The organism is Paenibacillus ilasis, assembly GCF_043195395.1.
GTDB lineage: Bacteria > Bacillota > Bacilli > Paenibacillales > Paenibacillaceae > Paenibacillus_AQ > Paenibacillus_AQ lautus.
The window spans coordinates 3,315,448-3,328,089 of sequence record NZ_JBHDJG010000001.1; the positions used below are offsets into that span (position 1 = coordinate 3,315,448).

Sequence of the window (12,642 nt, forward strand, 5' to 3'; positions counted from 1 at the left end):
TCATCCCTCCTGATGGTTTAAGTGGCTTAATCGTTCATCCAAGGAAACCGGCATGCACGCATCACTTGTGCCCTGCTCCTGGTACCAGTAAACGGTGGCGGCAAACAAACATCGATTCTTTAGGCCCCACTGATCCCCCTTATATTTCTCAATAAATCCCTCGAAGGAGTTCATGAAGGGAATATTGTCGCAAATATGAAAGCGGTTGACTGAGGTATGTCCGTTCGCATCCAGCTCTATGAACGGCTGGCTGGCGAAGGCACTGTCAAACATCGGAAAAGGCGGCTCAGCCGCCCAGGCATAGCCAATATAATCCTCGCTGCCCGTTCCAAACGTCGATGGAAAGGTTTCGCCATCCACGAAAAACTTCTCGTCTCCTTCTCCCCACCACCAGTCGATTGTTTTTCGATCCCAAAGCCCGTACCACCAGGTTTCGGATTCCTCATTCGGTGTCTCCCAGGTATTGTACACATGCAGATGAACGCCGCAAAATCTTCCCCGGCCTTTCGTCAGCAGCAGAGGCCAATCCGGCCAGCGATCTCCTTCTTCCTTGAAGCGCTCCGCATCCAGATCCAGATGTTGATCCCGGTGCCATTTGGCATGAAAACGCAGAAGGTTTTCTGCATGAGACTTAGGCAGCGGTGAATACCGGATATCCGCCTGAAGCTCGCATGCTTCCCGTCCCTCATTTTCAATTTCAATCCTCGCGCCCTCTGAGAACGGCATGTACCAGTAACTGTACATTTCATGCTCATTCATCCCCAGGGGCAGAGAACGGTACGGCTTGATCCCCGGTGCGCTGCCAAAAAAATCGCCCAATGGGGCCCATACCGAAGGCGTTGTCTCATTGTCCCATTTCATCGATAAGGTTAATTGTCTGGCCAACATCCGCTGTTGTTCCTCGCTCTTTCGTCCAAGATCCGTTCTGATCCGGATCATGGAGATCGCACCGGCCTCTTGTTTATCAAAAAGCACCGCTTTACCGCCTGCCGGTACGGTTACCGTAACGGTTTCGTCGGTTAGTCCCTCCTCTTTCATAAAGGAACGGGCTCCCCTTTGCTGTAAAACCCGGTCTGCTTCGGCCAGCGCAATGGCAGACTCCTTGTTGAAGCTGCCGTCAAAGGAAGGCAGCCTGACCCCGGCAGGAAAGACGGTGTACGTGATGTGGTAGTAAGCCCCCCAGCCTTTATCAAGCAGCACCTTGCAATGTTTTTGAAAAGGGATCGGTATAAAGCAGTTTCTGCCGCGGGATAACGTAGGCGACAGATTCGGAAAATTGGCCGGCGGCCCTTCTTGATTAAATTTTTCAAAATAATCCCGGAAAGGCTGATCGATCACGGGGGTGTCGGCATGATCCACAAAAATCCGAATATGCCCCTCCTCGGGAAGCGCCGACCAAACTCTCCAGATCACCCCGGGTCCGTCAAGTTCCATGGCGACAATGCTGTCTTCTTCTTTACGAAGGTAACCTCCCCCGTCATCATTAGCTCCCCAGTTCTCGTACAGACCTGTCTCGGCATTATAGACAGAGCTTCGGTCAAAGCTTGAGAAACACCCCGATTTCTCGCCAGCCTGCGGTGGCATCGCCAGCGCTTCGAGATCATATAATCGCTTCACGAGGTCTTGATAGGAATAAGATTGTGGTTCTGTTGAATTCATGTCAGGCGCTCCCTTCTTGCCAGATCGGCTTCATATCCCATACTTCCAGCGACGTTACAGTCAGGCCGCCGTCTCCCCAAATCTCCAGCCCCAAAGCATCCTTGCGGCTGGGGTATACCCGGGTCGTCAGGCTTTTCAGACCGTTGGCATAAGCTTCGACCATGGAACGGTCCAGATAAAGATGAAGCTTCAAATTTTCGCCCGCCAGCTCCAGCTTGCCGCCCTGGATCCCTCCGCATCTTTCCCCGAGATGCAGCGTCGTTTTCGTCCGGTCGACCAGGAACAGCGATTGCTTCGCATCGTAATACAGCAACGTTTCTTCTTCTCCGTCCTGGGTGCGCCGGAGCTTGATTCCAAATTGCCGGGCGCTGTCCGGCTCGATTTCCAATTGAATCTCGAGCATGTCGCCTTGAATCTCCCGGAGCCGCACATTCGCCTCAGCGAGCGGCTTGTCCCGAAGCGACAGCCGCTTCTCCCCGCGCAGCGATTGCAATTCCTGAATCGGCTCGATTCCCAGCCGTCCGTCCTCCCGCAAATATACGCTGAGCGGCAAGCCGCCGTTATGGGCCCAACCCGATTGATATTCCAGCTCGGGCGTCCGGTCGCCTTGGGCGATCGTAAAGATAATGTTTCTGCCGGTTTTCGGATCCGCCATTCCGCTCGGTCCGGTAAAGTGGAAATCGCCGACGTCGATCAATTGCGGCTCATCCTGATCGGGAAGGAAAGTCAGATTTTCCTTGTCGAGCTGCCCGATCCAATAGAACACCTCCACATCCGCCCCCTTTCCCACCGGGCTGACCAGCAGAAGATGTTTGTCCACCCCTTGCTTGTCGGCACCAAGAGGAAGAAAGACGGGAAGCTCCCAGATCGGGCCAAGATAAGGAAACTTCTGAAGATCCGCTTGATAAAAGGGACCTTTGTACGTCCAATTCAGCATATCCTGTGAGGCAAACGCCAGGGCAGCCCCGCCGCCTTCGATTCCCGATCCGACCAGGGCATACCAGCCGTCATCGTCCTTCCAAACAAAGGGATCCCGGAAATCGCCGAAGGCGCCCATGCCCTTCTTCTGCACAATTAAAGGCTCCGGATGCTTCACCCAATGAACCAGATCCGAGTCTCCGTCTTGAGTATAAGTACCGCGGGCAAGCGCCACACTCTGATTCGGCGAAGCGCTGTCATTTCCCGCCGTAAAGAACAAGACCGGCAGGCCGTCCGCATCATAAGTCGCACTGCCCGACCAGATTCCGTCCGGCGCAAGTCCATCCTTCTCCGGCGCAAGCGCTACGGGAAGGTCGCGCCAATGCACCAGATCTTCGCTGACCCAATGTCCCCAGTGGATATGATGAAAGAAAGGGCCCAGCGGGTTATGCTGATAGAACAAATGATATTTCCCCTCAAAATAGATGGGCGCATGGGGTTCGTTCATCCAATGGGCCGGCGGGCTGACATGGTATTGCGGCCGGTGTCGGTCCGATAGCAGCGGCGTTCGGTCCAGCTTGATCTCATCGTATTCTAAGGACGGATGGGCGCCTCCGTGGGTTGAATCCAACACTTCCCGATAAGCGGCGGCTACCTCCTCCGCGCTTAGGGCTCGATGATGGATCTTAAGCTCATCGATCATTCCGCTGAACATATGCAGGCTGAAGGCTCGCGCCAACCGGCTGCTATGATTGTTTTTGCCGATGAGCAGCTCCGTGCCCGACGCCTCGACCAGACGGGAGCCTTGCGGCAAGGAAGCCGAAGCGATTTCGTTGCCGTTTAAATAAAGCTTCATCTCGCCCTGATTCCCATCGAACACCGCACTTATGTAAGACCATTCATTTTTGGGCAATTCATAGCCGTCAGGGGACCAAAGCTCTTTCCATTCGCCGCTTTCGAGCCCAAGTTGAAAGGACCAGGAGCCGTGACGGAACATGCCAAGCAGATACCCTTGCTTGCTCTCCCTGTTGTAGCGGTTTACGATTGCGGCGAGCTTCCCTCCTTCCCCCCATTCATATGAACGGGGCGCAACCCATACGCCAATGCTGAGCGCTGAAAGATATGCCGGCTCCCCGTCGGAATGGTCCTCCTTTAACGAATGGGCAACATAAGTCGAGTAACCGTCGAACAGGAGCCCGCTGCCCATTACGCCCTGTCTCCATTGCGGATCGCGCGGTTCGGCAAACTCCGCTTGCTTCAATACATATTGAATATTATCCCGGGATTGGGACAGGCTCTCCAGAGCGCTGTCCCCCCCTCCTTCGTCGAAAGCCCAATACATCATTAGTCCCCGATTGTCGGTACATTGGCTCACGCGTCATTCCCCCTTGAAGGCACTTCATCGGCACCTATAGGAAAAGGAACGGACTTAAGCGCATGAATATGGAATGAGTTCAATACAACCTGCCCCGAATTTGCGCTAACCTCCAACCGTTCGATCGGAGCCTCGGGGAAAATCTGATCTGTCAGCACAACGAGCCCTTCATTCGCATAGATCTCAACCGCATTGCGATCCAGCCAGATCTGAAGCTTAATTTTTCCATTGATCGGTGCCAATCTGGCCCCATGCTCGCAAGCGAACGAGGAATGGAAATCGGTCAAACCCGAGTTCGAGCGGTCCATGAATAGCCACTCGCGCTCCGCATCGTAACCGATCCTCGTTTCGCTCTCTCCGGAGGATTTCAACCGGATCTGAACTTCGTTCCCGGACCGGAGATCGATGTCCGCTTCAATTTCCAGGAGATCGCCATTCGTCTGCAGCGTAAACGGCGTTTCCGCCATCACCGTGATGTTATCCCGGCTCACCGAGGTTTTGCGGAGTTGCTCGACTTCCCGCACCGGCATTTGCGTCAGTACCACATCCTCGTCGCGGCTCGTCAACGACAAGACTCGCGGCAAAGTCATTGCGCCTCTCCAAGCGCCGGTAGGCGTCTCGTTGGCATATTTCCAATTGCTCATCCATCCGATGATCACGCGCCGACCGTCTTGCTCGGGTATATCCGACCAGGTGACCCCCGCATAGTTATCCCGACCATAGTCCAGCCACATGATATGATCAGGCCAATTGTCGTTGATGAATGTGTTTCCGTCAAACTCTCCGATAAAATATTGCGTGCGTGATCCTTCCGGGATGGAAGGGTTATCTCCAATGCTGATGATCAGCACCCATTTGGATCGACCGCTGTCACCCACGGGCAGTTCAAAGAGATCCGGGCATTCCCACACACCGTCATGCGATCCCTCCCCTTTACCGAATTCGCCGGTCAGCGTCCATTCAATTAAGTTTTTCGATCCATAAAAACGGGCATGGTCTCCCGCCACAAGCACCATCACCCACCGCTCGCTTTGCGGATGCCAGAACACTTTCGGATCCCGAAAGTCGATCAGGTCCTCCTCGGCGAGAACCGGGTTCCCCTCATATTTGTGCCAGGTTCGCCCTTTGTCGCGGCTGTAAGCCAAGCTTTGCCGCTGGCGAGGTTGCCCCGTCTTCGGGCAGGTGTCCGCATGGGTGAAGATCGCGACCAGACCATGCGAACCTTCGAACAGTCCGCTGCTGTTATTCCAGTCCACCACGCAGCACCCGGAGAAAATAGCCCCATGCTCATCCGGGAATAAGGCGATCGGCCGGTGCTCCCAATGGACTAAATCCGGGCTTACCGCATGTCCCCAATGCATCGGCCCCCACTTGTTGCTATAGGGATGATACTGATAGAACAGGTGATATTCGCCTTCGTAATAAACTAAACCGTTCGGGTCATTCATCCAATGCGACGGAGGCGAAAAATGAACCCCCGGTTTGTACTTATCCTCGTTCCGTATATTTGTCTCGAGCAGCTTATGAATTTCTTCTGTTGTTGGCATAGACTGAAGAGCCCCCTTCCGTGTTGTCACTAATGCACCGCCAGCATTGGCAAAAGTCAGCATGCTGATGATTTGCTGTTTTTCTAGTTTATTTAAAGAATTTCGCATTCCAGTATTTTATATAGCAAACAGCCTAGAAAAGCGTCGCCGGCCCCCGTCGTATCGATGGTATTCACTTGGAAACCCGGGACATAACCTTCATGAGCAGCCAACCGGTAATAGCAGCCTTGTTCACCTATCGTAACGACAATGAAGGCGATACCGAATTGTTGCTGTAACATGAGTGATCCCTTTTCAACATCGGTTATACCCGTAATAAAGCAAAGCTCTTCTTCTGATATTTTCAAAATGTCTGCATGCTTTATACCCCACAGGATATTCTGCTTCGCTTCCTCCTTACTCTCCCATAACGCAAAGCGGATGTTTGGATCGAATGATAGCAGAACTCCAGCCTCTTGGGCCTTAACGACTGCCGCTCTTGTTGCTGTGCGTGCCGGCTCATGGGTCATCGACAATGAACCATAGTGGAGCACCTGGCAGTTCCTAATCCTGTCAAACGGGACATCCTCCGAGCGCAACAAAGTATCCGCTCCCGGCTGCCTGTAGAAGCTGAACGATCGGTCTCCGCTGTCATCCAAATGGACAAATGCCAGCGTTGTTTTGGCTTCATCCGTAAACGAAAGAGCGCTAACGTCGACCCCGCAGCTAAGCAACGCGCCTTGCAGCAACGAACCGAAGTGATCCTTACCAACCTTGCTGATTAAAGCAGATTTGGCTCCTAAACGGGCTAATGCGGCTGCAACGTTAGCTGGAGCCCCTCCGGGATTGCATTCTAACTGCTCGTTGCCCCCGTCTGAACGCCCTGCCGGAGTAAAGTCTATCAATAGTTCCCCAATGGCTATTACATCAAGCACAGTTTCTCCCCACCTGTCGTTTGATTATTTATCTATTTAGATTTGCACTATAACGATCCAGCCCATTTTGATAGATTTCCATCAACTCGTTCAAACCCATTTTCTCCAGCGTCTTCACATAGCTGTCCCACTGTTCATCCACACCGCCATCAACAATGAATTTTCCTCGTTGGGTATTAACATACTTAATCAATTCGGGCTCAATTCTATTAATTTTGTCCAGTTCTTCCGGCTCAAAGAAGATACTCGGATAGTTTTCCTTTTCCATATAAGGATCATAATATTTCTCTAAGTCTTTGATGCGCTGCTGGGCTCTAGGTTCCAGATCAACTACTTTTCCCAAATCTTCGATCGTAATGACGCCAGGTCCGCCTGCGCCCGGAGCCACTTTTTGACGGAATTCGCCTGCGGAAGTACCCTCAGGAAGCGGCAGGTTCACTAATTTCCCATTCTCGTCCTTTTCAAATACGATATCCAGCGGACCCCAGTGGATTTGAGCAGCCATATATGGCTCATACTGCTGATCGATCCAACGCATTGTAATCTCCGGATTCTTGTTCTCTTTTGTAATCACGAAAGCGCCGCGTCCTGGGCCGCCACCGTTGCCGCGACCGATCAATTGATCCCCATTCGGTCCTTTGAGCGGAGACAGCAAAGCATAATCCTCACTTCGCTCCGGTCCGACCACCTCATCGACTTCCCACCAGATATATGAGCCGAGCGTTTCGACTGTTGTTTTCCCTTTAGCCAGATACTGAGCAGCATCCTGGGTGAAAGATTCAGGATCAATCAAGCCCTGCTTATACCATTTTTCATGGAAATATTTCAACGCTTCCTTGTATTCAGGCTGCGTAGCGGTAAAGATCACTTTTCCGTCGCGCACGATTCGATGTTCCATATTATCCGGAAGTCCGAAAGCTCCGAATATGCCAGCAATATCCATACACCACTGCATGTGCATAAAGCTCAACGGAATTTCGTCGGCCTTGCCGTTGCCGTTTGGATCCTGCGTTTTAAAGGCAACTAGTGCTTCCGTATATTCATCCAGCGTCTGCGGCATTTTCAGCCCCAGGTTGTCGAGCCACTTTTTATTGATAACGTGAAAGAAAGGGTTTGTTCCAAGGTTGTTCTCTTCCCACGAAGGCAGTCCGTAAATATGCCCGTCCGGTGCCGTGATCGAGGACTTGATGTCAGGACGGCGATCTAAGAGCGCTTTCAGATTAGGCGCATATTGATCAATTAGATCTTCAAGTGGAAGGATCGTGCCGTCCGTACCGTAATTAACTAGCTCGTAATCAGAAAATCCGGCTCCGTAAAAAGCATCCGGTAAGTTGCCGCTGGCCAGCAGCAAATTTTTCTTCTCCGCAAAGTCAGTGTCCGGAATGTTCTCCCACTCGATCTTAACGTTCGTTTCCGCTTCCAATTGCTTGAAAATTTCCATCTGTGAGTACTCCGGCGCCAATGCAGCTTTCGGGGATACCATCTTTAACGATACCGGTTCATTCACAATCGGAAGACCCGTTTTGTTGAAATTCGCAGCCTGATCGGAATTTTCTGACTGGTCTTTGCTGCCCCCTGAACATCCACTCAGCACAAACGCTCCGGCCAGCATAAGAATTCCCGCTTTTTTAAATACAGATTTCATCGTACATAACCTCCCTTTAGATCGTGGCACAAAACTAAATAACTTTCTTTGTTCTTCTAGAGTGGTCTGGATGCAGATATATCGATTCTGCTGCACATCCCCCCTTTCAAGTACCATGACCACATCATCCCTTGATCGAGCCGATCATTACGCCTTTGACAAAGTACTTCTGCAAGAAAGGATAGAGGATCAGCAGCGGTAGACTGGATACGATGATGACACCGTATTTAATCAGCTCCGTTACACGCATCTTCGCCGCGTAGGATTCCACGTCCACCATCATGCCGGAGTTCACCTGATTTTGGACGAGAATGTTGCGCAGCACGAGCTGCAACGGATATTTACTTTCGTCATTTAAATAGATCAAAGCGTCAAAGAAACCGTTCCAGAAACCGACGACATGATACAGCACCATGACGGCTATTATGGACTTGGATAAAGGCAATACAATACTCCAGAAAAATCGGGTGTTGGAACAACCGTCGATCGAAGCAGCTTCCCACATTTCATCCGGAATGGATGACTGGAAGAAGGTCCTTACGATAATGACATTCATGATGCCGCCGGCACCAGGGATCACAAGGGCCCAGATCGTGTTCAGCATGTGAAGATCCTTGATTAGCAAGTACGTAGGGATCAACCCACCACTAAAAAACATGGTGATCAATAAAAACCACATGATAACAGGTCTTCCAACCAGATCCTTACGGGCTAGCGGATACGCAGCAAACACGGTAACCGCTACTCCGATCAAGGTTCCAGCACCCGCGTATAACAGGGAGTTGGCATACCCGATCCAAATGGAGGAGTCGTTGAATATTCGTTCATAGCCATCGAGCGTGAAGCCCTTCGGAAATAACCATACTTCCCCCGAATAGATTAGATTGGGATCACTGAATGAGGCAATCAGCACAAAATACAGCGGAAATAATACGATCAGCATAACTACGGTTAAGAAGAAATAGTTGATGGCGTCGAACCATGCATCTCCTCTGCTTTTTCTCTTCAATAACTGGTTCAAAGTGAATCCCCCCTACCAAAGACTGGTTTCCGTTAATTTTTTGGCGATCCGATTGACGGTGACAATCAGAATGATATTGATGACGGAGTTAAACAGCCCGACGGCCGTGGAAAAGCTGTACTGCGCCTTCTGAATCCCCAATTCATATACATAAGTCGGAATAATATTCGAAGTCGCATAGTTCAGATCACTTTGCATAAGAAATGCTTTCTCGAAACCGATGCTCATGACGTTCCCCAGTGCGAGAATTAACAGAATGACAATGGTTGGCAAGATGGACGGAATGTCTACGTACCATACACGCTTCCATTTACTTGCCCCATCCATAATCGCGGCTTCATGCAGTTCGGGATTGACCCCGGCGAGCGCAGCCAGGTATATAATCGTGGCAAAACCGGTCTCTTGCCATATGCCTGACAAAATGTACAATGGACGGAACCATCCTTCGTCAGCCATAAATAGAATGGGTTCACCACCGAACCAGGTAATGATGAGGTTCACGAGTCCGCTGTTTGGCGATAAAAAAACATGGAGCATACCGACGAGCACAACGGTAGAAATAAAGTGCGGTGCATAAATGACGGTCTGGATAAATTTCTTGTATCGCTTACCCAGCATCTGATTCAGCATGATCGCGATAATAATCGGAGCCGGGAAGCTGAACACTAGCGATAGAAAACTGAGTGTCAGCGTATTTTTCATGATGGTCCAAAAATTATATGAATTAAAAAAATCAATGAAATGCTGAAAACCCACCCATTCGCTGCCCCAAATCCCCTGGCTCGGTGAAAAATCCTTAAATGCAATTTGTACTCCGTACATCGGATAGTACTTGAACAGGAGATAAACCAGAATAATTGGCAGCAGGAACAGATACAGCTCATAGTTGCGTTTGACTCGACTCCAAGTTTTACGATTTTCTCTGATGAGGGGTTGTTGTCCCCCGGAATCTCGTGAAATCACCGTCATACTCCCCTTCTTCGTAAAATGATTATATATTATTGAAACGTTTCCAATTTAATTGAAACGTTTCCAATTTTGCATGAGAAAAACACCACCCGGTTAATCCACCTGTAAAACAGCCGTGGCAGTTGATGTTTTTCCAATACTAAATTAAAGGGTACAGCTTTTAATTCTCTTGAACAATCAAGTCGTTTCACCTTGCCTGAACATGATCGGAAGACGATAAACTTCCCGGTCCAATGTTACGCCATCAATCTTTTTGAAGAGAAGTTGTATCGTTGTACGAGCCATCTCCTCAACAGGTTGTCTGATCGTTGACAATATTGGATGGAAATACGGATGATCCTGAATCCCGTCATACCCGATAACCTTTACATCCTCCGGAACGCGAATGCCCAGCCTACCTGCTCTTTCGATATACTTGGCAGCAAACATATCCGTAATGGCAAAAATACCGTCCACGTCCCGATACTCATTAAAAAACTCGTTATAAAAGGCATCATCGTCTACAACCGGGTCTGACTTTTCGTAAATAATATAGTCGACTCCCATGGCGTTGGCTTCATGAATAAAACCTTCTCTCCGGTTCATAGTTTCACTGAAAACGGAAGTGACGCTTCCCATAAAAGCCGGTTTACGGGCACCCGCCTTGACAAGCTCCCTTAATGCCAGACGCCCTCCTTCATAATTATCCGAAGTAACGCATGTAATTTTCTTGTTGAAATGCCTGTCGATACTGACAATCGGGATGTCATTACTCACGTCATTTTCGATATCGTTGTAAGTAATGCCGACAATACCTGCCACTTTGTTTTGCCGAAGCATATCAAGGTAATACAATTCCTTTTCTGGTTTGCCGCCGCTATTGCAAAGCATGAGCTTAAAACCTTCCCGATCTAACTCATCTTCAATATAATAAGCGAGCTCGGAGAAAAAGGGATGCCAGATACTCGGCAGCAGCAAGGCTACCATCTTGGACTTCCGCATTTTAAAATTTCGGGCAATTTCATTAGGAATATAATTCAACTCTTGTATGGCCTGCTCGACTTTTCTGCGAGTTGCGGGTTTAACGGCGCCCGAATTGTTAATAACGCGGGACACAGTTCCCACAGCTACGCCAGCTAAATTGGCAACATCTTTAATACTAGACATCTAACCCCCCACTTATTCTCTCTTTTATGGAAATCATCATAACACCAAATTGGAAACGTTTCAATATCATTTTTGGAAACGTTTTTTTACAAAAGAAGAGCCCGGTTCTAATCAAACCTGGCTCTTCCTGCTTTGATAAAGGATTCGGTTCACCTTCTCAGAGCTCAGCAGCATGATCAGTGCAAACAACAAAATGACGACGGGAAACAAACCTATCGATACATATGCCGCAACGATACCAAACAGTGGGGGCAATATCGTGGTGCCGGTATAGGCAACAGCCATCTGATAGCCCATGATTCTGGACGATTGGGCTTTGCCGAAGCGGGCCGGCGTTTCATGCAGCAAACAAGGAAAAATGGGGGCAAGCCCAAGTCCGATGACAATGAGTCCGATGAGAGAAAGATAGGGATGCAGTGGCAGCAATAACAGGATAGCACCGGCAATGGCCGTCACTTGCCCTGCACGGATGAGCGTCCGATTGTTAAACCTCAGCGTTACGAACCCTGTAATGAATCGCCCGAGCGTAATACCTCCATAATACAAGGATACCCATACTGCTGCTGTTTCCGGAGGCAGATTTCGGGTTCCTACGAGAAAGCTCGCTCCCCATAAACCGACGGTCGCTTCCACTCCGCAATAGAACAAAAACGCCAACAGGGTTATCTTTACTCCTCTGATGTGAAGCGGCTTTCCTTGCTTCCGGACCATGGCTTCATTGCTATCCGTTGATTCATTCCCCGTTTGGGCTTCAAGATTGCCTTGAGGCTGCTGATGCTTGCCCGCCACGATCCTCCAGAGTGGGAGCGTGAGCAGCAGGATGAAGACCAGAGCGAACTGCAGCATCGATACGGTATAATATCCGTCCCTCCATGCATCGTTAGTTCCTATGGAATAGGACATGATAATCGGCCCTAACGTTGCGCCTACACCCCAGAAGCAGTGCAGCCAGCTCATATGGTGGGCCTTATAGTGGTTTGCCACATAATGGTTCAACCCTGTATCGACCGCCCCTGCACCTAAACCAAGCGGAATCGCCAGTAGAATGAGCCAGAACAGCGATGGCGCATACGAAAAACCGAGCAGCGCACTCGCCGTTAACAAACAGCTGACAAGCGTAACGATACCCGTCCCGAAGCGTTCGATCACGCTCCCACTAAATAAGCTGGACACAATCGTGCCTCCGGTTACGACCATGGATAGCAACCCTGCGGATTCGAAAGCAGCACCGATATCCGGCTGCATGGCCGGCCAGGCGACCCCGAGCAAGGAATCCGGAAGCCCTAAACTAATAAAGGCCAAATAAATAATAAGAAGAAAAAATGTTACCACAAATGAAAGTCCTTTCTACGCTATGATCATGAACATAAGTAAGGAGAGTTTTCATCTATTCTAAACCTTGTTCGGTCATATGGAAAGATTCGGCACGGCTTTAATTCTAGAAGATG

9 protein-coding genes are annotated in these 12,642 nt (G+C 49.9%); all 9 read right to left on the reverse strand.

What is annotated here, in order from left to right:
• Positions 1-1,659: a glycoside hydrolase family 172 protein gene (locus ACETK5_RS14865; RefSeq protein WP_394056485.1), complete on the reverse strand. Its 1,659-nt coding sequence runs from the start codon at positions 1,657-1,659 to the stop codon at positions 1-3.
• A gap of 1 nt (position 1,660) precedes the next feature.
• The gene (locus ACETK5_RS14870; RefSeq protein ID WP_394056487.1) at positions 1,661-3,952 is read right to left on the reverse strand and encodes a GH32 C-terminal domain-containing protein; all 2,292 of its coding nucleotides are present in this window, start codon (positions 3,950-3,952) and stop codon (positions 1,661-1,663) included.
• On the reverse strand, positions 3,949-5,607 hold the full coding sequence (locus ACETK5_RS14875; RefSeq protein ID WP_394056489.1) for a glycoside hydrolase family 32 protein: 1,659 nt from the start codon (positions 5,605-5,607) through the stop codon (positions 3,949-3,951). Before ACETK5_RS14875 ends, ACETK5_RS14870 begins: the two co-directional genes overlap by 4 nt.
• Complete coding sequence (locus ACETK5_RS14880; RefSeq protein WP_394056490.1) at positions 5,592-6,413, reverse strand: carbohydrate kinase family protein; 822 nt, start codon at positions 6,411-6,413, stop codon at positions 5,592-5,594. Before ACETK5_RS14880 ends, ACETK5_RS14875 begins: the two co-directional genes overlap by 16 nt.
• 28 nt (positions 6,414-6,441) lie before the next feature.
• On the reverse strand, positions 6,442-8,058 hold the full coding sequence (locus ACETK5_RS14885) for an ABC transporter substrate-binding protein (RefSeq protein WP_394056492.1): 1,617 nt from the start codon (positions 8,056-8,058) through the stop codon (positions 6,442-6,444).
• Between the two features lie 124 nt (positions 8,059-8,182).
• Positions 8,183-9,079 (reverse strand): carbohydrate ABC transporter permease, encoded by an 897-nt coding sequence (locus tag ACETK5_RS14890; RefSeq protein WP_394056494.1) that lies wholly within the window; start codon positions 9,077-9,079, stop codon positions 8,183-8,185.
• Positions 9,080-9,091: 12 nt separating this feature from the next.
• On the reverse strand, positions 9,092-10,048 hold the full coding sequence (locus tag ACETK5_RS14895) for an ABC transporter permease (RefSeq protein WP_394056496.1): 957 nt from the start codon (positions 10,046-10,048) through the stop codon (positions 9,092-9,094).
• Between the two features lie 177 nt (positions 10,049-10,225).
• Positions 10,226-11,194: a LacI family DNA-binding transcriptional regulator gene (locus ACETK5_RS14900; RefSeq protein ID WP_100536648.1), complete on the reverse strand. Its 969-nt coding sequence runs from the start codon at positions 11,192-11,194 to the stop codon at positions 10,226-10,228.
• Between the two features lie 111 nt (positions 11,195-11,305).
• Positions 11,306-12,526 carry an MFS transporter gene (locus ACETK5_RS14905; RefSeq protein WP_394056498.1) on the reverse strand — a complete coding sequence of 407 codons (1,221 nt, stop codon included), beginning with the start codon at positions 12,524-12,526 and terminating at the stop codon, positions 11,306-11,308.
• Positions 12,527-12,642 lie beyond the last annotated feature (116 nt).